The following is a 24,546-nucleotide window of genomic DNA, read 5'->3' as shown; positions in this document are numbered from 1 at the left end:
ACATGGCATCCCTGTTATCCCCCGAATCACTCCAGCAAATCAAACGGCTCGATCTTCGAGCTCGGATGGTGATTCGTGGTTTTTTGCAAGGTTTGCACTCAAGTCCCTTTCATGGATTCTCTGTACAATTTAGCGAGCATCGCCGCTATAACCGTGGCGACGATCCGAAATTGATCGATTGGTTAGTCTACGCCAAAACGGACAAATACTATATCAAACGTTTCGAAGCCGAAACAAACTTGACAGGCTACTTAGCCATTGACTTGTCAAAATCAATGGGCTTCACTCGTTCGCAAAGCATGAACAAGTTTGAGTACGCGACTTGTTTGGCCGCATCGTTGACCTACTTGATGACAATGCAGCAAGACCCGGTCGGGTTACTGACCCTAGGTGCCAAAGTCAATGCGGAGTTGCCTGCACGAAGTCGCCGGGGGCACCTCAGCGATGTGATGGCGCGATTGACGAACATTCAACCCACAGGCGAAACCGATCTAGCCGCTTGTATTACACAAATTGCGGCAATGCTGCGGCATCACTCGCTCGTCATGCTTTTCACCGATCTACTCGATGAACCGGAGGAGGTTTATCGCTCGCTCGCTCAACTTCGCCATGGCGGACACGATGTGATACTTTTTCATATCCTCGATGAAGCGGAAGTCCATTTTCCTTACGATGGCCCGGTCCAATTCGAAGATAGCGAAAGCGGCGAGACGATTACGGTCGATGCGACGGGATTTCGCGAAGACTACCTGGCCGGATTGGAAGCGTTTCGTGAACAATACAAGGAACGTTGCAGCCGTTTACGAATTGACTATGTTCCGCTCGACACAAGCATGCCGTTCGACAAGGCATTAACGGAGTATTTGCTACAACGTCAAGGAAGAGGTTAGGTGACTTTTCTCAACGCAACCTTGCTATTTGGATTGCTTGCCGCTGCAGCGCCCGTGGCACTGCACTTGCTGTCGCGTCGCGAGCCACAGAAGGTGGTATTTTCTTCCATCCGTTTTTTGACTCAGCGTTATGAGACGAACCGTAGCCGCTTGAAAATTCGACGATGGTGGTTGTTGGCGCTTCGCGTCGCAGCCATCGCAGCTGTCGCCTTAGCGTTTGCTCGCCCGGTGATCCACCAAGCTCTATCGTTGACTTGGCTAACGATTGGACTGATAGCCCTTCTAGGTATTGGGTTGTTGGTTTTCGCGGGAATTGCGTTTTCGCAATGCAAACCCAAAGCCCTTCGTTTTTCGTTACTCGTCGCTGCCATCGTCACTCTTGTGGTATCCCTCCTTTGGGCCATCGTGATGTACGCAACGGGTACCCCGCCTCCCTCCGATTCTCAATCGCCGGTAGCGATGGCAATTGTCATCGACAACTCACCCACATCAGGGTGGAAGACTCGCAATGACGACCGAACCGTCCGCATGCACGACTTGGCTGATTGGTTGGTGTCGCGAGTACCGAGGACAAGCCGAATCGCCATCCTTGATCGATCGGCGGCCCCACCATCTTTTGCGCTCGATGCCGCCAGTGCCATCGCACAGGTGGAAGGAACGCACCCGCTTGCTGTTACCCAGCCGCTCGAGGCGAGAATCGATGCAGCGATTCGACTCGTACGAACGAGTGATTTGCCAAGCCGCACGGTCGTCGTGATTAGCGATCTTAGCGAACTGACATGGAAAGGGATTGTCGACGATCCCACGTTAAGCGAGCAACTCGCCGTCGATCCAACGGTGGCGCTGACTGTTTTTGACCTGGGTTCCTTTGCTGCCACCAATCGCCGGTTGTCCGCTGTCAATGTGTCGGATTCGACGCCACCTGCGTCCTCACCCGTTGCCGTAACCGCGACGGTTGAACTCGACGGTGAACCGGCGTCGGATCAGGGGTTGCCGGTTACGGCGGAACTGGAAATGGCCGTTCCCAATCCGGCGCTACCGGTTGTTCGAGACGAAACGATCGAGCGGCCAACCTTCCGAGTCGTCGATCGAGCCAGTGCCCGCATTAGCGGAAATGCATCGAGCGAATTGGTTTTAAACGTACCACCACTCAGCGTCGGTACGCATCATGGTCGGATCCGATTGGTCGGCAATGACCCGCTCTCGATGGATGACATACGCTACTTTACGCTCAACGTCTTACCCGCTTCACCCATTTTGATCGTTTGCGACAACCAAGATGAGGCAAGAGTGATCGGGCAAACGATTACCACTCCGTTCACGATCGACGACCCAAATGCCGAGTACCGAGTGGAAATGATTGGCTATCGTGACTTTGACGTTGTCGACTTAGGTGACTATGACGCTGTGTTGCTACTTGACCCTGCTAATCCGATGATGCAAAGCGAGCGATTGGGCGACTTCCTAAAGGGTGGTGGTGGCGTGTTGGCGGCGCTTGGCCCATCGGCATCAGCGATGACGAACCCGACGGACGTTTTGCCGCCGATCGTCCGTCGTTGGCGCGTCCCAAGTCCAGGCTCATTCCTACAGCTTAGCGACAGCATGCATCCAGCCATATCGCCTCTAACAAGTGTACCGGGCGGCGTGCCATGGAACGAGTTTCGTGTCTATCAATATTGGCAGATTCGACCTCAAACGTTTGATCGCGAATTGGCTGTTTATGCCGGTACCGAACATCCTGCGATGGTCGAGCGAAATCGATTTGCAACCTCCCAGGACGCCAACGAAAGCAGTCCGATTACTCCCGGACGTTTGATGCTTTTGACGACGCCATTGCCTGCATTGTCGGATACAACCCGTGATTGGAACGAACTGTTTAGTGGGACCGAAGCGTGGCCCGCATTTCTATTGGTACGTCAAGTCGTCGACTATTTGACGGATCGAAACAGCGAAGCGCTAACAATGCAAGTTGGCAACGCTCCTACCGTCTCGATCAACACCGTTGATGAGTCGCGTCGAAACCGGTTACAACTATTTCCACCCGAGGAATCCTCGGCGGTTCCGATTGACGTTGACTCGGATGCTACCGAGGTAACGTTGACCAATATCCGAAATCCAGGCACCTATTGGCTACGAGGTGACGGATTCAAAACCGGATTTTCGGCGAACATTACGGAACAAGCCACGCGTCTCGACCGAGTGGACCCCGAAGAGCTACGTTCCGCTTTCTCTGCGGACCATTTCAAGATCGTGACGAACATGGAGCAGATCGATTGGAGTGGCGATTCGGCTTCGCAACGGGTTTCACTGCATTCGCCCGCAATGTTGCTGGCCTTGATCGTCTTTTTACTCGAGCAGATCTTGGCTAATCGTTTTTACCGCCGTCGGCAAAACTCGGTTTCAGCCTCGTCCACATTGACCTCAGCAACGGAGGGGGCAAAGCGATGAGCTCTTTCCTGATCGAGCCAATCTATGACTCCGCAATCATTGCTTTGGTTGCTTCGGTGGTCGCCTTTACCGTGTTGTTTCTGGTCACGCCGCCGGCCGAGAACCCGATTCAACGACGTTGGTTGTTGGCTTTTCGTGCCTTCGCCGCACTGATTTTGGTGGTCGCGATGTTCCGTCCTGGAATGGTGAAGACCGATACCGCGGCTGCCGAAGCAACGTTGGTCGTGGCCGTCGATACATCTCGTAGCATGACGTTGCCCGATGGTGACCAAGCCGACCGCTGGACGCATCAAAAACAAGCTTGGCAGGCATTGTCGAGCGGTTTAGCCCCGTTGGCGGATTCAATGAACATTCGCTTGCTTGGCTACAACGAAACCGCAACCGAACTAAGCAATCCAGGGCCAAGTTCACTCGATGATTTAGAATCGACGGGCGAGTTAACGGATTTGAATGCCGCCGCGACATCCGCGATCTCGATTGCGCAAGGCCAGCCGTTGGCAGGTGTGGTTTTGATGGGCGATGGAACGCAAACGTCTGAGGTTCAAGGCACCGGTGCCCAACGCGTGGCGCAAACGCTGAAGAATTGGGGCGTACCACTATGGACCGTTCCGATCGGCCAAACAGGAGGATCGGCTGGTAATCGCGATGTCTCCGTCGATGCGTTGCCCGAAAGCTATTCCCTGTTTTCAGGGAACGACTTCCAAGTCAATTTTCAAGTTAGTCTCCGCGGCTTGGCCGGGATCTCGGTTCCCGTTGAAGTGAGTTGGATCGATGGCAGCGGAAACGTGACGACGGCTGCCAAACGTCATGTCCTGGTCGAGACGGCTAGCGACGTACAAGCGGTTTCGATCCCAATCACGGCTCCTCGTCCTGGAATCTACCGACTGCAAGTCGCCGCGGAGACGCAATCGGGTGAATGGGTGACAACCAATAATCGCCAAACTGCGTTCGTGAATGTTCGTGAAGGGGGCGGACGCATTCTTTACATCGAAGGTGAATCGCTTTACGAGCAACGTTTCTTGAGGATGGCGCTTCGACGATTTCCTGATTTGGATCTGACGTATCAATGGATTCCAAGCGATACGGCATCGCGATGGCCAATACCGTTGGATAACTCCTTCGGCGTTGGAAAGTATGATATTTACATCATTGGCGATGTCGATGCCGATGCAATCGGGCGTGAACAGCTCGAGAAACTTCGCGAAGCCGTCTCTGCAGGTGCCGGACTGATGATGCTCGGTGGCTATCACACTTATGACGCGGGAGGCTATGCCTCGTCACCGCTTGCGGACGTATTACCCATTCGCATGGATGCATCGCGTCGCCGCGATATCAGTGAAGAGATTCAAGCCGATGCAGCGGATCAAATTCCGGGGCCTTTGAAGATTGAGTTGGCACGCTCGCATCCGATCACAAATCTGGGTAGCTCGGATCCCGAGCAAGTATGGGACTCGTTGCCACCGCTGCTCGGGGCCAATCGATTTGTCGGTCCGAAAGTGGCCCCTGGCGTCCAAGTCCTTTTGGAAACACCACAAAAGCAGCCCCTATTGGTGGTTGGTGAATTTGGACGAGGTCGCACCGCTGCGATCGCATTCGACTCCACATGGCGATGGTGGCGTGAAGGACACAGTGAAGCCCATCGGCGTTTCTGGAGACAAGCCATGCTATGGCTACTTTCACGCGAGGAAAACACCAGCGAGCAGATCGTGATTGAACTCGAATCCAGGCGTTTTGCAACCAATGCCCAAACCAAATTCCAAGCTTCCCTTGCCACTCTATCAGCGACAGAAACCCCCGTTCGATTGTCCGCCGAAATTGTTGACGAGACGGATCGTGTGATTGCGATTTCCGATTTGTCTGAACGAAGCGAGCCGAATTTTCGCTCGATCAGTGGCTCGATCCCAACACTGGAACCTGGCTATTACCGGCTCAAGGTAAGTCCGAGTGAACCCAATTCGTCGGTGCAAGCGGAACAGTTGGCGTTCCAAGTGATTGATCAGAGTCGAGAAATGGCGACACCGATGGCGGACCCTGTTTACCTGAGACAGTTAGCCAAGATCACCTCCGAACATGGTGGCGACGCGTTCTCGTATGAGCAAATGGACGCATTGATCGAGCGGATATCGGAGCGACGAAAGCAGGCCGAAGCACCGGTGGTGGAGAAGTACACGGTCGGCGACGATCCGCTAAGCGGATGGCTGATGTTCGCTCTCTTCGCCACTGCATTGATCATCGAATGGACCCTCCGCCGCCGCTGGGGTTTGGCCTAATCGAGTACCGCAAGCTGATCCTGGCTGCGATAGCGGTGCAGACCTGGCAAGCAACCGAGGGATGGTTTGCAGATCGGTAAGCTGTGGATGCCGGATCTCCTGCCCGTCGACACAGCCTAGCCCGGATGATTCATGGGCTTGCAAATTGTTTTGCTAACGTCTGCGCCTTCAAGCGTTTACGTTCATTGCTCGAAAAACAGTCTGCGTATTACCCGTTTTGGCGTTAGTGGGCTGTCGATTTAATCGGTTTGACTCGACTGATTGTTTAACGACAAGCCGTAGGCGATCGCTTATAGAAAAGCTGACGCCTTCGGCTAAGCGTTAAACGATTAAATCGACAGCCCGTTAGCCACGGTTCACACGACAAATCACGCAGCCGTGGCTATCGGCCTGCTGATTTAGTCGGTTTGACTCGACTGATTGTTTAACGACAAGCCGTAGGCGATCGCTTACGGAAAAGCTGACGCCTTCGGCTAAGCGTTAAACGATTAAATCAGCAGGCCGCTATCGGCAAAACGGCTAATGAATCATCCGGGCTAACGTGCTCAAAAAGATCGACTCGATGACAATTGTGATGCGTTGTTTTTGTTCGCTTCTTCCTTCAATACGCCAACGGCGTATTTGACGAAGGCAGGAACGAAAAGGAGATAATCTCAAGCTGCTCAAAAGCGAAGCATTTGAGTACCCCGTCCCCATCTACGCTCTTCGGGCGGCGACTCGCATTTTTGCACTTCGACTTCTTGAGTTGTTTGCAACTTCCGACTCGCTCGGGCGGAGCGGTTTCTTTGTCAAGATTTCCCAGCGATCGTCGTCTCGAAATGCGTGTTTGACGATGCGATCTTCGAGCGAATGGAAACTGATGATGGCAATCCGTCCGCCTGGTGATAACCAACCAGGTGCTGCTGCGAGCGTTCGCTCTAAGATGCCGAGTTCATCGTTTACTGCGATGCGAAGCGCTTGAAACGTTCGGGTCGCAGGATGAATATCGTGATTGCGACTTCGCGGTACGCAGCGCCGACAAATCTCGACCAGGTCATCAACGGTGTCCACCGGATTTCGTTCTCGTTGCCGAGCGACGATTGCACGGGCAATTCGCCGACTGAAGCGTTCTTCTCCATACTGATAGATCGCATCAGCAATCTGTTTCTCGTCATGGGAGGCCAACCAGCGACTGGCCGGAACGCCGTTCTCAGGATCAAAACGTAGATCCAAAGGCCCGTTTTGCGTAAAACTAAATCCCCGCTCACGATCGGCCAATTGGTCGCTTGACAACCCCAAATCTAAAACCATTGCGTCGGCATGTGCCAAGTCGAATTGGGCAAGCGCCTTGGGTGTCTGCTCGTAACTGGCGACAAAAACGGTCAACCGAGGATCATGGGTTTCGGACTCGACTCGCAACGCCACACTCGGATCGCGATCAAGTCCAATCACTCGGCCTCGTCCAACCGGCAACTGATCAAGTAGCAAGCGACTGTGGCCGCCGCCGCCATAGGTGCCGTCGATAATCGTTTCGGGCGATGCTTCGATCAACCACTGAGTCACCTCATCGGGCATGACCGAAACGTGGCACGTTCGTTCGCCGTCGGAACGGCTGGGCAAGTTATCAATATCCGTCAAAACAGATCACGCAAAACGCCGGATGCGGACGGCCGAAGCTTGTCCTTGCGGCGTCACATTAAGGCTAATAAATTCGTCGCCTGCTGGGGTGCCCGCATTGGTGCAGGCATTGATCGGGCATTCGGGATCCAAACGATTGCAATTAAGAATCGGAAACAATTCGCCACCGAGCGAGTCGAGACTGGCAATCACTTCCACCATCCCGCCTCCGGCACCGAGGTTCCCGATGTGCCCCTTTGCAGTCGTCACCGGCGGTTGGTCGGCGGGGGGGCCGAAGACTTCGGCGATGCCGATCGCTTCGTTACGGTCCGATTCGATCGTCCCCAGACCATGTGCATGGATATGACCAATCGATTTCGGATCCGCGGTACCGAGTGCTCCTTTGAGAACATTTACGACCGCTTTTTTGAGGAAGTCAGCACCTGCGGCTGGGCCGACGGCACTACTGCAATAGCCGACCACTTCCCCCAAGATATTCGCGCCGCGATCGGTCGCATGTTGGAGTGATTCACAAACGAACGCTGCGGCCCCTTCGCCGACGACGCTTCCGTCGCGTGACGAATCGAATGGACGGCTCATCTTGGAGGGGTCTTCCGTGTCGGCTGCCAATTTTTCTTGAAGGGAGGCATGTAAGGTTCGCAGCGGATGCACTCGTGAACCGGTCGAACCGACGATCAAGGCGTCGGCATGACCTCGCTGGATCGTCGAGACCGCTTCACCGATCGCAGCACCAGCGGACGCTTCGCGAACCGTGATCGAGTTGTTGGCTGCTCTTAGATTGTTATAAATCGCAATGTGACTGGCGGGCATATTCGGAAGGTACTTCAGCAGCCACAGAGGATTGACTTCGACGCGCCCTTCCTGCCCCCAGCGGTCGAAATCAAAATTGCCATCGGCATCCATGCACTTGCGGATCCCAGCAATGAACTCCTCCGGCAGCGACATGATGTAATCACACCCATAAACCACACCGACGCGTTTGGGATCACGCTTATCTTCGCTAAGGGCTGCATCGTGGAGGGCGAGTTGTGCGACTGCTACCCCCATTTCGATTTCCCGGCACATCACTTTGCTGCCCTTCTTGATCGTTCGCTGGAGCGGCTTTTCAAGAGGACCGTAGTTGGAGATATGGCCGGTAAAGTCGACGGCCTCGGCACCATGGTCGACGCACAAGACGCCTTGCGGAACCTGCGTGAAAGGACGCACGCCACTTGCACCGCTGCGCAACCGCGAAAGCACCGTCGCAGGGTCGTTTCCAAGAGGGCTGACTACGCCGCGGCCGGTAATCACGACGCGGCAAATTTCGGATCTGTCCATAAAAGAGGTCACGGCCACGGCCGGTTGTTTCGCTAAGGTGAATTAAGTGGGTCGATTCTGACAAGACCCGATTCTAAACGAATTGTGAGAATTCTTTGAGGGGGGCGAATTCGCTAATTTTGCCAGTGCTTTCGAGTCCCAAGGCAACTTACCGCGACAATGCCAATCACCCCAAACTTGTTAGGCAAAGTCGAACCAGCGAAGCGATGTTCGAACTTGCGTTTGGGTTTGGGCGTCACGGGGTTCGACCTGCCCAGAGAACCCTGCCCAGAGAACCCTGCCCAGAGAACCCTGCCCAGAGAACCCTGCCCAGAGAACCCTGCCCAGAGAACCCTGCCAGAAGAGCTCGCTAAAGGCTCGCTTTACGGCTCTCCTCTCGAGCCCTGGCTTCGTGTGAGGGTGAATTGCGTCGTCGCGACGAAACAATGAGACGATGCCTACGCACAACGCAATCCAATCCGTTACGAGTGACATTACGACTCCGCCGCCTACCCGATCGATCGCCTAGCCCGGATGATTCATGGGCTTGCAAATTGTTTTGCTAACGTCTACGCCTTAAAGCGTTTACGTTCATTGCTCGAAAGACAGTCTGCGAATCATCCGGGCTAGTAACGCCCGCGATTCGATCCGCCATACGGGTTGGCTGCCGATCGTATCGGTGCACTGCTAGCGGCTGGGGCTTGCAAGTTTTCCGAAGCTCGGCCTCGGAATGCGATAAACAGGAGTGCATCCGCACGGCCTGTGGTCGTACCGGTCAACATGTCCAAGTTCAACAGCGACGATCCACCTGTCCGCTCGGGGCTGGCAACAACACCGCACGAAAGCAACAAGACTTTGTCCGATTCCCAGCGAAAACGCTCGTGCAATCGCCAACTAACGACCTGCGGCACATCGATTCGGGTGCGATGAACTTGCTGGTTACGAAGCGGCAACTCCAAATCGACATGATTCAACTTGTCCACTTGGTCGATATCCGCCTTGATCATACAGTCGATGATACGGCCATCGGTGCTCAAAAGGGGGCTTAACGCCAATTGGTACCCTTCCTGGACTTCGCCAGTTTCCGGTTCGTATGGCGGCCATCCGTTAGGTGATTCGCGAACATTTCGCACATAGTTGCGTCCACGGGTTTGAGCGATTCGTTCGGTTTGCCCGTTAAACACCGGCATATCGACCCCCTGGACCTCGCGTGCGTCGGTGCGTTGGCGAAGCATGTTTAAAACCATTGCCGCGTTTTCTTTGCTCAACAACCAAGCTTGGACGCCAGGCGAATCGACGGGCACGTGGGTCATCAACATATGGGCTCTGGCCCGCCAGTTTGGATTGCCAACGGTCATTAGACGCAGGTGCATGATCTGAGGCTCGACCTCGCCCGCGACAAAACGGTCGACGATGCCAGCGATCACTTGGTGGACTTCGGGCGTGTGATAGACCGACAAACTATCTCGCGTTGCGTTCATAAACCCGAACGGTTCGGAAAACCAAATATCGGTGCCGGTTTCTCGCAAAATCCAATCGACAATCGCCTGTTCCGGATGATCTTGCTTGGTTAAATAGCGAGTATAGGGGGTCAAGTCGTACACCCGATGCTCCTGGCCAGCAGCACGAGGCAATTGGCCGCCAGCGGTCACTTCACCTTGCCCTCGGCTTTGCGGAGTTTGGGCCATAGCGGTCGCAGATTGTCCGCTCGGCGGTTGTTGCAAACTTGGCGGAGTCGCCCCAGCAGCAAGTCCAGGCGGTAATCCCATCCCTGAAGACGGGTTCTGGGCATCCGCTAGCGAGATCACTCCCAGTGTTAAACCACTGAAAACAAGCACGCGAAGGCAAACGCGACAGCTTTTTCGTTGGCTGAAACGCTCCAAAAGAGCAGATTGATAAGTCATTTGCATTGCCGAAAATGATCGAAGCGAAAGGGACAGATTCTTTTGTGCGGTTCCCTATAGCCGCTTTGTCTGATTGACGGCAAGTGCAATCGAGTTGTATCGATTGCAAGAATGAATCGTTTCGTTCGTTTTGTGGCAAACGGGACCATCGTCCGCTTGATTGGGGATCGGCAATAGGGATCGAGAGCGGATGCCGACAATCTTGAATAATCGGTCGATCATTCACACTCGTCCGCGTTCCTACTTTTGAGCAGAACTCTCGATGAACCGTTCGACGACACCCTCTACCAATACAGCACCACCAAATTCAGACAGTGCCAAACGAACGCCGGTCGGTGATCAACTCGACGCGTTGCTATCGCGAATTCATGCGTTGGGCGGCGAGCGAGCCGAAACCGGCTCATCAGGACAACGATCAGCAAACCGAGAGATACAACCGAAGCAAACGCCACGACCCGCCGAACCGGTATCGGCGAAACAAACGCCTCGACCCGCTCAATCGCCAGCCCCAACGTCCGAACGTCCCGCCCGACGCCCACAACAACCCTCGTTGTCTCAATCGCAACCATCGACCGGAATCCGGAGTTCGGAGACGAAAAGCCATCCGATGAGTGGCGGCTTTTCGCCCAGCCGCGATGAACCTTGGCGGCCAACGGAGCCGACAAACTTAGCCGAGTCGCAAATCAGTGAATCACTCCTTGAGGCGATCGTCTATCGTTTTCTGAGAAATATTGGCGAATGCGAAGGCCGCCGAATCGCGGATCAAGTGCAACTGCCTTTCAACCTGGTGGAACCGCTGCTAAACCGCCTAAAGATGGAGCAACGGGTGGGCTACAAAGACAAAACGAGTACCAACGATTACGTCTATGTGCTAACAGAATCAGGCCGCGAAGTGGCTCGAAATCTCAATTCGGATTGCACCTACTTCGGTGCGTGTCCGGTCAGGCTACAAGATTATGTCTCCAGCGTTCACAAACAAACGATCGAAGGGCAATACCCCAAGAAGCCTGACCTGGAGAGAGCCTTTGAAGATCTACTGATCAATCCGCAAATGCTGATTCGACTCGGCCCTGCGGTCGCCAGTGGTCGGGGGATGTTTTTGTTCGGTTTTCCAGGTAACGGCAAAACATCCATCGCCGAACGTGTGACCGGTGCATTCGGGAAATACGTGTGGATCCCGCGAGCAATCGAGATCGACGGAGCGGTGCTACGTGTTTTCGATCCAATGAATCATGAATTGGCAATGCCCAAAGCGGGTAAAGGGTTGATCGACACGGTATGCTTCGACAAACGCTGGGTTCGAATCAAACGACCCACGATCGTCGCGGGGGGCGAGTTAACCCTGGATATGCTGGAGGTCCAATCAAACTCCGAAAGTAACATCAGCGAAGCACCGCTACAACTAAAAAGCAATTGTGGGACCTTGGTAATCGATGACTTTGGTCGTCAAAAGATGAGTATCGACCAACTGCTAAACCGTTGGATCATCCCGCTTGAAAAACGTTATGACTTTTTGAACATGGCAAACGGGAAGAAGATTCAAGTCCCATTTGACCAATTGGTGATTTTCAGCACCAACTTGGAACCAAAAGATTTGGTCGATGATGCGTTTTTGCGACGGATTCCCTACAAGATTGAAGTGCCGAATCCACCGGAGTCCGATTTCCGAAAGCTGTTTGAGATCATGTGCCGAGTCACCAAGATCCCCTACAAGGCGGACGCGATCGAGTACCTCATTCAAACGCACTACAAACCAATCAACCGCCCCTTTCGAAATTGCCAACCGCGTGACTTGCTGCTGCAAGTCAAAAACTTTTGCTTGTACAACAATTTGGAAGTCGAATTGAAAAATGAGTATTTCGATTTCGCTTGCGAGAACTACTTCTCTGTGATGGACTGATTTGGAGCGTGAAATTGAATTGGATTTGATTAGAATCAGGCAACGGACGTCTTGGTCGACAGCCTACGACACACCGGAAAGCCATTCATAGGCGTTCTAATCACAAGCATTCGAAGGTTTTCATCATGCAATTCATTGAACTTACCGGAAAAACCCTGCTCGAAGTGGTCAATGAAGGCGAAATTGATCTGAAAGAGTTACACGAGTCGGGCGTTACGGGCGATTCCATTTTACGAATCAATAAATTTGGCGAGATCGAACTTCGTGACCGCGATGGCTGGAGCATGGTCGGCGGACTTATCGGGAATTTCGAAGAACGTCTGATCGCCATGACCAATCTCAACTGGGCCGGATGAGCCTTTTTGTAAGCTGGCCGCGGCGACGGGCGAAAGACCCGGCATCTGCGGCTTCCCCCATCGCTAGTGCTTTGTCCAGATTAAAAATAAGGGTTGGTCGTAGTGGACGACCCTAAAATGAAAGATCGACAAAGCACTCCACATTTTCCCGGTTTCTTGCCGCGTCGGCGTCATTCATCGAGCCCCTTGAATTGGCCTATCCCGGATGATTCAACACCCAATTTCTTAAACGCTCGACCGACAATTCGCTGGTTCGGCCGTCGCGGCACACATCGCCTCGTACAGCATAACAATCGGGGGCGATTCCCTTGCGATTTGCTTCCTGTGCAAGTTGCCGGGTCAGCGAACCTGCAAGTGCCCATTTCATCCCCGATTCACGAGCGCACTGTTGCAACTCCAACAGCTCATCGATCGTCAAATGATCGAACGTTGTTTGGCCATGCTTCGTAAACGTATCGAGCAGACACCGTCGAAAACCCAGCTTGTGTGCCAGCACAAAAATCTCGATCGGTGGTAAACAAAGAGCTGCCGCGTGGTCTGCATAAGCCACCGCGACCAATTCAGTCGTTTTCGGCAGTCGGGCCCGGACCGCTTCCCATAGCGGCAACAGTTCTTCCTTTGAATCGATGCCACAGGGGCCGACTTTGGCATACTGGAATTCACTCGGCAGTTGATCAACAATCGATTTATAATCGTCCGATTCTCCCAAAGCTGCTGATAGCTTCGCGGATTCAAACTGCCTGCTTGCTCCCTTTTGGGTGAACGAAGCGACTTGATACCAAAGCGTCGGATCGACGGGTGACAACGCTCCCTTGCGAGGCTCTTTAAAATCGATGATCCCAACATCCTCTGCAGCAACGGTTTGGTATTCCGAAAAGCTGCGTACACTAACAAGCAAATCCGGCACGATTGCATACTTTCAGCGTTAAGATGGGAAGAAAAACAGGAGAAACGGATAGCCGTTTTGCACGAAAAGGATTAAAGTCGCGATCAAATAGCATTCATTCCCCACAATAAAAGCGCCGGTTGTGCAATACGATTTGATTAACAACAGCGATGAACTACAACAACTTTGCGACCAGATTTCAGAAAGTGATTGGATCGGTTTTGACACCGAATTCGTTTCCGAAGATAGCTATCGGCCCGAGCTTTGTCTAATCCAAGTTGCCTTGCCAAACCGCCCCAACGATCCATCGGGCGGGATTCGATTAGTGATTATCGATCCGTACCTTTTGGAGACGACGGAACCGTTTTGGCAAAAGTTAGCCGAACCTGGGCGGACGGTGATCGCTCATGCCGCTCGCGAAGAGATTCGTTTTTGCTACCGATTCACGGGAAAACCGATCGCGGGACTGTTCGATACCCAATTGGCCGCCGGATTTGTGGGGATGGAATATCCCGCATCGCTTGCCACTTTGGTTCAGAAATTGGTCGGCAAATCGCTGCAAAAAGGAGAAACTCGGACGAATTGGCGTAAGCGACCGTTAACGAAAGACCAAATCAACTACGCCCTCCAAGATGTGACCGATCTCGATGCGATGTACAAGACCTTATTGTCCCAAATCAGTGCGCTGGAGCGGTTGGAATGGGTGCAGGAGGAAGCGGACAATCTGCAACGCAAAGTCATCGAAGCCGAGACTCGCGAAAATTGGCGACGCGTGAGCGGTTCTGCAGGTTTGAATGCGCGTCAACTCGAAACGGTACGCCAACTTTGGCTTTGGCGAGAAGATCGGGCGAAACAGGCCGACCGGATACCGCGGCGCGTGATGCGAGACGATCTGATTGTCGAACTAGCCAAGCGTGGCAGCGACGATGTTAAGAAAATCAGCGGCATTCGCGGTCTCGAACGACGTGGATACAATGGACAATACGAGGCGATTGCCAAAGCGATCTCCGTTGCTCTTGATACCCCCGATGACCAACTTCCCCAACGGGCGCGCGGGAACCGCAAATCGGTGTCGCCGATGCTTAGTCAATTCTTGTCTACCTCGATCGCGTGTATCAGTCGTCAGCACAAACTCGCACCACCAATCGTCGGCAATGCGGACGATGTCCGAGAATTACTCGGCTACGAACTCGATCAACGCAAATCGGACTCGTTGCCTTCGTTGCTAGTCGGATGGCGAGGCGATATTGTCGGAAAACCATTCCGCCGACTCCTTGCCGGAGAACTAGCGATCCGAGTCGCCGATGTCACCGAAACCCAACCTCTCGAATTTATCGATGTTGATTAGATCGATGCTGGTTAGTCAGTGACTAATGACCAATATTAAGTCGTTCGAGTTGCATGTTTTCGACTTCCATTGTCTTTAGACGCAAAGACATGGTCGAAACAGCACCTTCGGGGCCGGGTTGCCCATCGGGTCGGGTTTGACGAAAGATAGCGGGTCGGTTTGGTGCTCCTTGCAAGGTAAACAAGTCCTTGCCCGATGCGTAAGCCGCTCGAGTGGCCGTGCATTCGAGCAACCCTCGCTCGCTCTGAGTCCGAAAAACAACTCCGCCGGTGGCTTGGGTTTCCCAAGGCGTCGATAGGCCAGGGATTCTCGGACCGTTCCGTTGATCGGGCGCAATCGAAAATCTCAATTGGTCGCAATCGAGCGTCGATTGGCCGTTGCGGAGCGCATCCATGTTTCGGGCGTCAAAGATATCGTCCCAATTCGATACTTCACGAACACCCACCCGAACGCCTTTCAAAAATTGCAAACTTCGGCTGACGAAGTCACCCTGCATCCTATCGTTATACGCCAGATGGATTCCTGTCATCGAATCCGCATCCCCTCGATTCCAGCTTCGATACCAACCGGGCCCGGTGCCGAATAGCTTTCCGCCGGCGGCAATCTTTGCAGCCGCCTCGATACCAACCGGAGCGTCATCGCTAGCAGGAACCAAGGTTAGCTGTTTCGCGTGTAGTAAATGCTTCGCTTCGGTCAAGCCATCTGCGGCATGCTGGACCGCTTCGACGATCAGCGGTTTAGAAGCCGATTCGGTTAAATCGATACGTTGGATCGTCGCCGATCGCATCGTCTTTAAATCGCGGACTTGGACACCATCATTAAGAACGATCTCCATTCGATCACCATTGATTTTGACGTCCCAGGGATCGCGACCGTTGATCACCGATGCAACAATCTCAATCCCCTCGGTCAAAACGGCAGTCTTTCCATCGAATACCATCTCGCCCTCCCAGCGACACAGTGGCGGTTGCACCCAAGTCAGCTCGGATCCTCCGTTGTCGACGTCACCACGATTGTTTCGATTGCTCGACAATCCGTTTGGTAGAGCTGCGGTAGGGATCCGAAACTCACCCGCTTCGTTGATCCAGACGACGTTGTCGCTTGGACGAATCTGGATGACGGGACCCACGAAGTAGCCATCGCCAAGCTCGAACCGCGCCGGGGACGTCGTTCCGCTTCCCAAATGCAAGACATCTTCGCCGCCGCCATCGATCAGTCGCAATTGCTCGCCCGTCAACTTTGCTAACATCGGCTCACCAGCGACGTCAACGGTGTGGGTCAATAGCACATCGCCCACGACACTCAAATCCCCAGCATGGATTCCGGACTCATTCATCGATAACTTCGCCGTAATCAGATTGCCTCGGATCGTCGGACGACGGCGAGCGACGGGCACCGTGGTGGGCGAACCGGATGTTGGCTGGACGACCAGTTGCCGAATCGAATTCTCGTTCCCTTTCGTCGAATTCGCTGATGGTTCCATCCTGTTGCCATTCGCCGACTCAGCATTGACAAAAAACAATTGCAACTGCTCCGTATCGGCAGCGATCGATGCGGTATCCAAGTGCACCGAATCATTCGCTGAAATCCAATCGGGAACCAGACGCGGACGAACCGTCTCGGCATCACCGGCTGCGTCTGTGGTCGCGAAAGCGGGCGTCATGACCGCCGGTTTCAACACTCCTTCGATCGACCCCGCATTGAATCGCCCCCCGTCGGCCAACCAAGTTTGAACTTCCCCGTCGATCCAAAAACCGAAGTCTCCATCCAACGGGTCCGACGATTCGCCTGGTGCCTTGGTCGACAATGATTGAAGTTTGAACCCATCACTCCACTGGGCCCGATGGATCGGTAAATCAGAACCATCGAATTGAACGATCCCGATCCCGCGAGCGTCAATCGTCCCAATGGCCGCGGGCATCTTAGGGTCGAACTGGTAAACGATCGCCTCGAGCCGTGCATGGATTCCAGCACGATGCACTTCGATCCCTTGGTTACCATCAGCATGAATCAAACCGCGTGCCGCTTGTAAATCGATTTGTCCGGCAGCGAATCGCAAGTCCAAATTCGGAAGGTCGGCAACCAAAGGTGCTCCGGTTGCCTTGATTCGCGTGATCCAATCGAGCGGCCCATCTCGCACCAACGATTCATTGCTGGGATCGCGAAGAGTCAATTCGAGTGTGTCGCAATCGAAACGATCCGCTTTTGCATTCTCGATTTCGTGAATCAGAGCGACCGAGTCGCGCAGCATCAATTGGTTGATCGCAAAGTCGTACTCGAGTCGCCCACCACATTGAATGCGCACCACCGCCAACGCATCGCTCGCCTTCTGCATCTGGTAGCGACTATCGTTCGCTGTCGCATCCGCTGCAGCCCACAGCGGTCCGTTTTCCAGCGGTATCGTCAATTGGTCCAAATAGATCAGCTCCATCCGATCGAGCAAGCCACCGTCACCAGGCTGCATCATCGGTCGTGATGCGGCAGTCGTTAGGTGGACGGTCAAGTCACGACCGATCATCCGAGCTTGGCCAAGCTCCATTTCGATTTTTTCAGTCGTCCAGATCTTCTGGTTATCAATTCCGACGTTGGATGTACGAATCGACAACTCATCGTCTGGTGTCGTCGGATCACGACGAGTAATCGTCACCTCACCGATCATTCGGCCTCTTTGAATCGGTGGTGCCCCACCGCTCATTACGTCGAGTGACCCCGTGAACTTGAGCTCAGCCCCTTGGTGAGCCTCCATCACGATCGGCGCGTTTGAACCTTGGTCGTCGGAACCGCGACCGATGACAACCGTAATTGGCCACAACTTCCACTGGTCGGTCGTCGTTTGCTCCCAGTTTTCGAACAACAGCATGCCGTCAGCCGTTTGCAACCGTTTGCACTTCCCACGCTGCCACGATCCTTCCGCGAAGAGATCGCCAAGCGTGTCACCAAGTTGAAGTTGAGTCCTCGGTGCAAAGGCAACTCGCTCGATTTCGGGTGGCGTTAACCATGCAACAACCACCACCTGATAGACAGCCGCTATCGCGCAGAGAAAAACAAGAGCGGTCGTGTAGTGCGTCAGCTTTCGAAGCATAGCTATTTCAGGACTTGTTTCCACTTATTGGTTGCACGTAGCAGCCGCTCGACCGTTTCCCGAACGGCTCCTGCGCCGCCAGCGGAACGCAGGACCCATTGCGCGGTCTCGCGTGCATCGGTCGATGCATCGCATGGCGCCACGGCCAAACCAACGTACCGCATGACGGGAAGGTCAGGCAAATCGTCGCCGAGATAGCAAACCTGGTGCGGTTTGCAGCCGATGGCCGCAATCATTTCCTTGACGGCCGGAAGTTTGTCTTCGGCACCCTGCGACACATGAGCAATCCCTAACTCGGAAGCCCGTCGCTCGACAACGACACTCGATCGCGCCGTCACCAAACCGAACGCAAAACCGCATCGCATCCAAACCTTGATTCCCAACCCATCGCGAGCATGGAATTGCTTCGTTTCGATTCCTTCGCCGCTATAAATGATCCGCCCATCCGTCAACACTCCATCCACATCGGATAGAATGCAAGTAATCTCCTCCGCGACGGCGGTGTCGCTTTTCAGTCGTTCGGGCATGTCGTGGTACTTAAGTTTTGAATTTCAAGATGGACGGTTCTTCGTGTTCACCTAGCATTGCAGCCACATCGGTAATGTCCAATAGCCCGAGCGGCCGATTGTTTCGATCGACGACCGGCAACTCGCTAAGATGGCGGCGTGACATGGTCGCAATCGCATCTTGCAGTAGCGTACCGCTAATCGCGGTGACCGGTTGGCGAGTCATACGATCCGAAATGGGCTGGTCCAAGGCGATGTCGTTACGAGTTTCCAACAATCGCGCCAAATCGCTGTCGGTAAAGATGCCGTCTAACTGACCTTCGGGCGTGACCAACATCACGGCGCCGGTGCGGCGGCCATTCTTACTCGTCCGCACCATAGCCTCGCGTACGCTAATGTCGCTCTGCGCCATACGACAAGCATCAAGCCGCCGCATCATCTGGTCGACGTCCGCCAATTTTTGGCCGAGGGCACCCCCCGGATGAAATCTGGCAAAGTCCTGTGGAGTAAAACGACGCAGTTGACTCGAAAGCATCGCGATCCCGTCGCCGACGGCCATCATCACTGCCGTGCTCGATGTTGGAGCCAAACCGTTTGGGCATGCTTCGAGGTGCTTCCCAAACGCGACGACGCAATCCGAGACCGCCGCCAATGGGTTGTCCGTGGTCGCCGTAATTGCGATCAAGCCCGCAGAATTCTCCCGCAAGTGAGGAGCGATGCGAACAACTTCCTCACTGCACCCCGAGTTGGAAATTGCCCAAACCAAGTCCTTCTCGCGGACTCGCCCCAAATCGCCATGAACGGCTTCCGAAGGGTGCAAGAAATGAGCAGGCGTGCCCGTGCTAGCCAACGTCGCGACAAGCTTTTGCCCAATAATGCCAGCTTTTCCAACCCCCGTGACGACGACGCAGCCTTCACATTTTGCAGTCATCTCGGCAGCCTCCACCGCGTTACTGCTGAGTTCGCCCGCCGCATGCAGGATCGCGTAGCCCTCGGTAGCAACCATTTTTCGCAGCATGCGAAGCCGCTCAATGAGCGTCTTCCCTGGAGCGGCAACCATTGATGTAGACGGCAATTCGCTAGGAATTGGCAATTTTTCAGCAGCAGTCACGTCGAGACCTTCCGTGGTTCTTCGCAGCGAAACGATTAAGGTAGTAGGTAGAAGCTCGGAGCCTACAACAAGACCGATCCCCATCACAAGGGAAATTTCGAGATTGCCTGGGCTGGGGGGGGGCCTGCTGAAGGCTCCTTGACCCAGACTCTTGTCGTCGTAGGCTATTTAGCTCCCTAAGAACGTCCGTTCGATATTCTTTGCTTCCGCTCAAACAAAAATAGATAGGTTTTTTCGATGACTCGTGTTGCTGTGGTCGGTTTGGGAATGATGGGGCTAACCCATTTAAATGTTTATCGATCCTTATCGAATGTCACGATTGCAGCAATCTGCGATGCGGATGCCGACCGATTGTCTGGCGAGACCACGGCGACTGGAAACGTCGAAGGAACTGCCGACGCCTCCGTCAAATCATTGCCTGCCGAAGTACGTCGCTGCAGCGATTTGAATGAAGTCATCGGAGCGGCCGACGTCGATGTCGTTGACATTTGCTTGCCCACCCATTTGCATGTCCGTTTTGGGAAACAAGTGCTTTTGGCTGGCCAGCATTTGATTGTCGAGAAACCACTCGCACGTAACAGCACGGACGCCGACGAGTTGGCCCAAGCCGCTCGCTCGGCCAAAGGCCTAGCCTTTGTCGGTCAGTGTATGCGGTTTTGGCCAGGCTGGGCGTGGCTAAAAGACGCAGTCAATGATGGACGCTATGGCAAGGTTTTAGCGGCAACGTTTCGGCGAGTCGTCGACCATCCCAAAGGCGCTTTCTACGAGAATGGCGATCTATGCGGCGGCGCTCTATTGGATTTGCATATCCACGATACGGATTTCGTCCATTATCTATTTGGTATGCCAAAAAGTGTGAACAGTTTTGGCTATTCAAAAAACACGAACGAGCCCGACCATGTCGTGACTCGCTACCTCTACGATCACGTTCCTCTCGTCGTTGCCGAAGGCGGTTGGGCGATGAGCGATGGCTTCCCGTTTAGCATGTCCTACAACCTGAACTTCGAAAACGCAACCGTCGATTTCGATATCAATCGCGAACAATCGCTTCGAATCTGCGAAGTTGGCAAACCGATCGAGTATCCGGAGGTCGATGCAAAGATGGGATACGATCTGCAACTCGCCTACTTTATCGACTGTATCGAGAAACAACGCAAACCGGAAACAGTGACGCTCGAAAACGCAGCTGACACGATTCGAATTGTCGAAGCGGAGGCCGAAAGCATCAAAACGGGCTCAGCGGTCTCACTGGGCTGATAGCCGCTCTCTGATAGCCGCTCACTGATGGGCTCAAAGATAAAAGGCAAGTCGATTTATCCTCGCTACCAAATGGCTGCCCTAACCAGGTGCAGCAGCGCGGAACCGCCCTCGATGCGACGTCGCTTTGCCAGGCAAGGTCGGCTTTGTCGGGCGAGCGATTTCCTGACGCCCGGACGCCCCTCTAAAAAACACCTATTGAAACCAGCCCGCCCTTAGTGTCTAATAATGTTACACTTCACTCCTTAGGGGCAGGAAAGTTGTCATGCTAATTCTTAGCCGCAAAGAAACTGAGTCGATTCGTATCGGCAACGACATCGTTGTCATCGTCACCCGCATTGGACGGGGGCGAGTCAAGATTGGGATCGATGCACCGCGTGAAACGCCCATTCGCCGTGCTGAATTGGTTGAAAAACCCAGGGCAGGTGAGACGCTCTGCGTTCCGATCGAGTCATTGACCGACCCCTTGGGAGTATCACCGCTACGATTGCCGTCGCATACAAGTGCGGTCTTACCCTGATTTGGACAAATGGGTCCCTCCGGTCGGCAATCTCATTTCTCGCGACGCCGAATGCCGGTTAGAAGTTGCCCGTCTAACCCAAAAAAGGTTCGTGCGTGCTCATTTTATCGACGAACACGAATTGAATTTCTGCTCGTCTATGGTCACAATAGGCTCGTCGGCTGAGCGGGTAGCGTTTACCTAGCAACGCGACAAAAATTTAGCCCGTTTCATGGTCCCATTTTGGCGGCCCTTTCAGGCGTCCCCGGTTTTCATTCCCCGGCCACGAGCGAGATATGATAACGCCACTTCAAGCAATTCGAGATCTTTTAGTAGAAGACCCTCGTTTCCGAATCGAAGCCTATCAATTTATCCGCGAATCGTTGCATTTCGCTCAGGAGAATTTTGATTTGCTGGCGAAAGCAGCGGTGAAAAGTGATACGTCAGCCGAAACATCGATTGAACCACTGCCAGAACCGACGCACGTCACAGGTCAACAACTTTGTGAAGCTTGCCGACTTTATGCCATCGATCAGTATGGCTATTTGGCAAAAATGGTTTTGTCGAATTGGGGAATTCACTCAACCAGTGATTTTGGTGAATTGGTTTACAACTTGATTCGCATCGAACAGATGCGGAAAAGCGAATCGGATCGCCGAGAGGATTTTGACGACGTGTACGATTTTGAAAATGCATTTGAGCCTGATTTCGAAATCGTAGAAAGCAAGGTCGATTCGATTTAGGGCATCAATATAAATGCCTCGCCAAAAGAATCCGTGGCTTGATTCATCCATCCCAAGTACCGAAGGGTAGATTTTCCAGGCACCGCAGGCCGGAGGCCGAAACAATGCGACGTTGGTCGAGAAGTGACGTTCGATCTGCGTCGCTTCTTGCTCCGAGTCATCGAGGGAGAGGCACCGAGGAAACCGAGGAAGTCGAGCAAGAGTGGCAATGGGTATCGCGACTGCCATGCCCCCAAAAAAACTTCCGCAACTTTCTTTTCACCCACTAATTCTTCGGAAGAGCTTTTTTTGACGCCCTTAAAGATTATCTATTTCCGTTTTTGGGTAGCGGAACGTCATCCAGACGATCCATCTATCAATCCAACCAAAAACTAAAATAGAGATACACGCCAAGGACCATTCCCAGAACAACAACCGAGCCGATAAAATCCCTTGCATCCCAACTGTTGCGAATTGCCTTACGGTCCTCCGAAGAGAGTCCACCCCAGGTGATACCGTTGGTTTGCTCCTTGCTTGGTGCTGCTGTTAAAAGCGAAAGTGCGACGACAACGAACACACTGATCAACATCAACACGCCGGAATAGTAAAGGAAATTGAAGTCCGCAATATTCGCCAAAGTTCCCTCCTCGATTCCACGGGCTGTTACCACCGCCTCGATTGTCAGTTTGCCCATTCCGAGCACGAAACCGATAATCATTCCCCAAAAAGCTCCGGTCGCGTTTACGCGGCGCCAAAATAGTCCAAGCAAAAACACCGCCGTAATCGGCGGGGCAAGATAGCCCTGGACGCCTTGCAAGTATTTGTAGATGCCGCCGCCAGCCATCGCTTTCATGATCGGAATCCAGACCAGACCGGCGACAACGACAGCCACCGTCGCCAATCGCCCAACATAGACGTAGTGCTTGTCCGTTTTACCCGGCTTGAGCTTTTCGTAAATATCGATCGTGAATAGCGTTGCACATGAATTGAACAGAGATGCCAGCGAACTCATCAGAGCCGACATCAGACCCGCGACGACCAATCCTCGCAGACCTAATGGAAGCAGCCCTGTTACCATCGTGGCGAAAACCTGGTCTCCATCGATCGTGCCCTCTGAACGCAATGGAATAGAAATAATCCCCTTTTGATGCAGTGCCCAACCGATCATGCCAGGAATCAGGAAAATCATCACCGGCCACACCTTTAGGAAGCCTCCGAAAATTGCCCCGCGGCGTGCGTCCGTTAGATTTTTCGATGCCAACGTCCGTTGCACGATGTATTGGTCAGTACACCAATACCAAATGCCAATCACCGGCGACGCGATCAGAATACCAAGCCATGGAAAATCTCCGTTCTTCCACCACGGTACACCCTCCTGGACCAGTGGACGCCAAAGTGCAAAATCGGCTTTCGATGCAGATGCAGCCGCTTGTAACTCTCCCCATCCGCCCAGCTCTTTCAAACCGAACCAAGTGATGAAAAACGAACCAAGCAACAGGACAACCGTTTGGGCCACCTCGGTATACAAAACCGCACGCAAACCGCCGAAGACCGTGTAGATACCTGTCATTATCACCGTCACGATCGCACCAACCCAGAATGCGTTTTCTGGCGATCCGAACGTGTCCGGCAACAAACTCATGAACACAAGCGCGCCCGCATAAACGGTAACCGACACCTTGGTGAACACGTATGCCAACAAACTGACGATCGATAGCACCCATCGACATCGCGAATCAAACCGCCGCTCAAGAAACTCGGGCATCGTGAACACGCCGCTGCGGTAGTAGAAGGGAACAAACACCCAAGCCAGCAGGAGCATCACCCAAGCGTGCAATTCCCAGTGAGCCATCGCCATCCCAGATGAAGCACCGTTTCCCGCCAGTCCGACAATGTGTTCGGAGCCAATGTTCGAAGCAAAAAGCGACGCACCAATGACAAACCAACTAGCGTGCCTGCCAGCCAAAAAATAGTCCGACGTCGATGTAATGTGCTTGGATGACCAATGGACGATGCCAACGAGGCCCATGAAATAAACGCCAACGACTACCCAGTCAAGGAATTGCATGATTATGAACTCGTGAATAATGAATGCTCGATGCAGTGACTCATCGTCGCCTTTTGCTCCAGACGTCAATTGTTTTACTGACGTATTCGGGAGCACAAGGCGACGATCGCCAAATGATAGAGGCTGATTCTACTACTGTAAGGTCCCATTGACTATCACCAGACAAGAATTGCAATTTCGTTGTTGTACGACCCCCTTTGGATAAAAGGGGCCACCTACACGTCCGATAGGACGGGGAACGGAGAATGATTTTCGGGCGAATCGCTGATCGCCGCCAACGGCGTTGTTGGTGTCGTTTTTCACAGACGTTGCCTACTTCATGACCCGTCATGCGACCGTTGGCCGCAACTGATCGTTCCATGTCATCGTTCCATGTCATCGTTCCA

General features: G+C 53.5%; 18 protein-coding genes. 9 read left to right on the top strand and 9 right to left on the bottom strand.

Annotated features, from left to right (window positions below):
• Window positions 1-2: 2 nt before the first annotated feature.
• Genes Q31b_RS09760 through Q31b_RS09750 form a run of 3 tightly spaced genes read left to right on the top strand, consistent with a single transcriptional unit; the run spans window position 3 to window position 5,608 of the window.
• The gene (locus tag Q31b_RS09760) at window positions 3-890 is read left to right on the top strand and encodes a DUF58 domain-containing protein (protein ID WP_146599516.1); all 888 of its coding nucleotides are present in this window, start codon (window positions 3-5) and stop codon (window positions 888-890) included.
• Window positions 891-3,338, top strand: coding sequence for a BatA domain-containing protein (locus Q31b_RS09755; protein WP_146599515.1), 2,448 nt, complete (start codon window positions 891-893; stop codon window positions 3,336-3,338).
• Complete coding sequence (locus Q31b_RS09750) at window positions 3,335-5,608, top strand: glutamine amidotransferase (protein ID WP_146599514.1); 2,274 nt, start codon at window positions 3,335-3,337, stop codon at window positions 5,606-5,608. The genes Q31b_RS09755 and Q31b_RS09750 overlap by 4 nt, the downstream gene beginning before the upstream one ends.
• A 696-nt stretch (window positions 5,609-6,304) precedes the next feature.
• On the opposite strand, the gene rsmH is transcribed toward Q31b_RS09750, so the two are convergent.
• The 4 genes from rsmH to Q31b_RS28100 all read right to left on the bottom strand — a co-directional run bounded on the left by rsmH (window position 6,305) and on the right by Q31b_RS28100 (window position 10,647).
• On the bottom strand, window positions 6,305-7,225 hold the full coding sequence (gene rsmH / locus Q31b_RS09745) for a 16S rRNA (cytosine(1402)-N(4))-methyltransferase RsmH (RefSeq protein ID WP_390622315.1): 921 nt from the start codon (window positions 7,223-7,225) through the stop codon (window positions 6,305-6,307).
• A gap of 6 nt (window positions 7,226-7,231) precedes the next feature.
• On the bottom strand, window positions 7,232-8,542 hold the full coding sequence (locus tag Q31b_RS09740) for a beta-ketoacyl-[acyl-carrier-protein] synthase family protein (RefSeq protein ID WP_146599513.1): 1,311 nt from the start codon (window positions 8,540-8,542) through the stop codon (window positions 7,232-7,234).
• A 605-nt stretch (window positions 8,543-9,147) separates the two neighbouring features.
• Entirely contained in the window at window positions 9,148-10,425 is a 1,278-nt protein-coding gene (locus Q31b_RS09735; RefSeq protein ID WP_231617440.1) for a hypothetical protein, read from the bottom strand.
• Between the two features lie 54 nt (window positions 10,426-10,479).
• Window positions 10,480-10,647, bottom strand: a complete 168-nt coding sequence (locus Q31b_RS28100) for a hypothetical protein (RefSeq protein WP_197171292.1) — start codon at window positions 10,645-10,647, stop codon at window positions 10,480-10,482.
• Between the two features lie 40 nt (window positions 10,648-10,687).
• Between Q31b_RS28100 and Q31b_RS09730 the strand changes: the two genes are divergently transcribed.
• Window positions 10,688-12,325 carry an AAA family ATPase gene (locus tag Q31b_RS09730; protein WP_231617439.1) on the top strand — a complete coding sequence of 546 codons (1,638 nt, stop codon included), beginning with the start codon at window positions 10,688-10,690 and terminating at the stop codon, window positions 12,323-12,325.
• Window positions 12,326-12,450: 125 nt separating this feature from the next.
• Window positions 12,451-12,681, top strand: coding sequence for a hypothetical protein (locus Q31b_RS09725; protein ID WP_146599512.1), 231 nt, complete (start codon window positions 12,451-12,453; stop codon window positions 12,679-12,681).
• Window positions 12,682-12,877: 196 nt separating this feature from the next.
• Here Q31b_RS09725 and Q31b_RS09720 read toward each other — a convergent pair whose 3' ends face one another.
• A complete protein-coding gene (locus tag Q31b_RS09720) occupies window positions 12,878-13,588 on the bottom strand; it encodes a (5-formylfuran-3-yl)methyl phosphate synthase (protein WP_197171290.1) in 711 nt (236 codons plus the stop codon).
• 121 nt (window positions 13,589-13,709) lie between these two features.
• On the opposite strand from Q31b_RS09720, the gene Q31b_RS09715 reads away from it, so the two are divergent.
• The gene (locus tag Q31b_RS09715) at window positions 13,710-14,915 is read left to right on the top strand and encodes a ribonuclease D (RefSeq protein WP_146599510.1); all 1,206 of its coding nucleotides are present in this window, start codon (window positions 13,710-13,712) and stop codon (window positions 14,913-14,915) included.
• A 22-nt stretch (window positions 14,916-14,937) separates the two neighbouring features.
• Here the strand turns inward: Q31b_RS09715 and Q31b_RS09710 are convergent, their stop codons facing one another.
• The 3 genes from Q31b_RS09710 to Q31b_RS09700 are packed head-to-tail and all read right to left on the bottom strand — an operon-like array spanning window position 14,938 to window position 19,614.
• A complete protein-coding gene (locus Q31b_RS09710; RefSeq protein WP_146599509.1) occupies window positions 14,938-17,997 on the bottom strand; it encodes a hypothetical protein in 3,060 nt (1,019 codons plus the stop codon).
• A 2-nt stretch (window positions 17,998-17,999) separates the two neighbouring features.
• A complete protein-coding gene (locus Q31b_RS09705) occupies window positions 18,000-18,524 on the bottom strand; it encodes a KdsC family phosphatase (protein ID WP_146599508.1) in 525 nt (174 codons plus the stop codon).
• A gap of 10 nt (window positions 18,525-18,534) precedes the next feature.
• A complete protein-coding gene (locus Q31b_RS09700) occupies window positions 18,535-19,614 on the bottom strand; it encodes a KpsF/GutQ family sugar-phosphate isomerase (RefSeq protein WP_146599507.1) in 1,080 nt (359 codons plus the stop codon).
• 237 nt (window positions 19,615-19,851) lie between these two features.
• Between Q31b_RS09700 and Q31b_RS09695 the strand changes: the two genes are divergently transcribed.
• The 3 genes from Q31b_RS09695 to Q31b_RS09685 all read left to right on the top strand — a co-directional run bounded on the left by Q31b_RS09695 (window position 19,852) and on the right by Q31b_RS09685 (window position 22,113).
• Window positions 19,852-20,871, top strand: coding sequence for a Gfo/Idh/MocA family protein (locus Q31b_RS09695; RefSeq protein ID WP_146599506.1), 1,020 nt, complete (start codon window positions 19,852-19,854; stop codon window positions 20,869-20,871).
• Between the two features lie 265 nt (window positions 20,872-21,136).
• Window positions 21,137-21,391, top strand: coding sequence for a carbon storage regulator (locus Q31b_RS09690; protein WP_146599505.1), 255 nt, complete (start codon window positions 21,137-21,139; stop codon window positions 21,389-21,391).
• A 275-nt stretch (window positions 21,392-21,666) separates the two neighbouring features.
• Window positions 21,667-22,113: a Minf_1886 family protein gene (locus Q31b_RS09685; protein WP_146599504.1), complete on the top strand. Its 447-nt coding sequence runs from the start codon at window positions 21,667-21,669 to the stop codon at window positions 22,111-22,113.
• 355 nt (window positions 22,114-22,468) lie between these two features.
• Here Q31b_RS09685 and Q31b_RS09680 read toward each other — a convergent pair whose 3' ends face one another.
• Window positions 22,469-24,160 carry a sodium:solute symporter gene (locus Q31b_RS09680; protein ID WP_146599503.1) on the bottom strand — a complete coding sequence of 564 codons (1,692 nt, stop codon included), beginning with the start codon at window positions 24,158-24,160 and terminating at the stop codon, window positions 22,469-22,471.
• Window positions 24,161-24,546 lie beyond the last annotated feature (386 nt).

The organism is Novipirellula aureliae (genome assembly GCF_007860185.1).
Lineage (GTDB): Bacteria > Planctomycetota > Planctomycetia > Pirellulales > Pirellulaceae > Novipirellula_A > Novipirellula_A aureliae.
Note: the sequence above shows the minus strand (reverse complement) of the source record. Positions and strands in the feature narration are given on the sequence as shown.

Coding starts and splice junctions, on each gene's coding strand:
- Q31b_RS09730 (WP_231617439.1), top strand. CDS start 10,688: ATGAACCGTTCGACGACACCCTCTACCAATACAGCACCACCAAATTCA.
- Q31b_RS09695 (WP_146599506.1), top strand. CDS start 19,852: ATGACTCGTGTTGCTGTGGTCGGTTTGGGAATGATGGGGCTAACCCAT.
- Q31b_RS09725 (WP_146599512.1), top strand. CDS start 12,451: ATGCAATTCATTGAACTTACCGGAAAAACCCTGCTCGAAGTGGTCAAT.
- Q31b_RS28100 (WP_197171292.1), bottom strand. CDS start 10,647: ATGATCGACCGATTATTCAAGATTGTCGGCATCCGCTCTCGATCCCTA.
- Q31b_RS09710 (WP_146599509.1), bottom strand. CDS start 17,997: ATGCTTCGAAAGCTGACGCACTACACGACCGCTCTTGTTTTTCTCTGC.
- Q31b_RS09690 (WP_146599505.1), top strand. CDS start 21,137: ATGCTAATTCTTAGCCGCAAAGAAACTGAGTCGATTCGTATCGGCAAC.
- Q31b_RS09705 (WP_146599508.1), bottom strand. CDS start 18,524: ATGCCCGAACGACTGAAAAGCGACACCGCCGTCGCGGAGGAGATTACT.
- Q31b_RS09685 (WP_146599504.1), top strand. CDS start 21,667: ATGATAACGCCACTTCAAGCAATTCGAGATCTTTTAGTAGAAGACCCT.
- Q31b_RS09680 (WP_146599503.1), bottom strand. CDS start 24,160: ATGCAATTCCTTGACTGGGTAGTCGTTGGCGTTTATTTCATGGGCCTC.
- Q31b_RS09740 (WP_146599513.1), bottom strand. CDS start 8,542: ATGGACAGATCCGAAATTTGCCGCGTCGTGATTACCGGCCGCGGCGTA.
- Q31b_RS09735 (WP_231617440.1), bottom strand. CDS start 10,425: ATGACTTATCAATCTGCTCTTTTGGAGCGTTTCAGCCAACGAAAAAGC.
- Q31b_RS09760 (WP_146599516.1), top strand. CDS start 3: ATGGCATCCCTGTTATCCCCCGAATCACTCCAGCAAATCAAACGGCTC.
- Q31b_RS09750 (WP_146599514.1), top strand. CDS start 3,335: ATGAGCTCTTTCCTGATCGAGCCAATCTATGACTCCGCAATCATTGCT.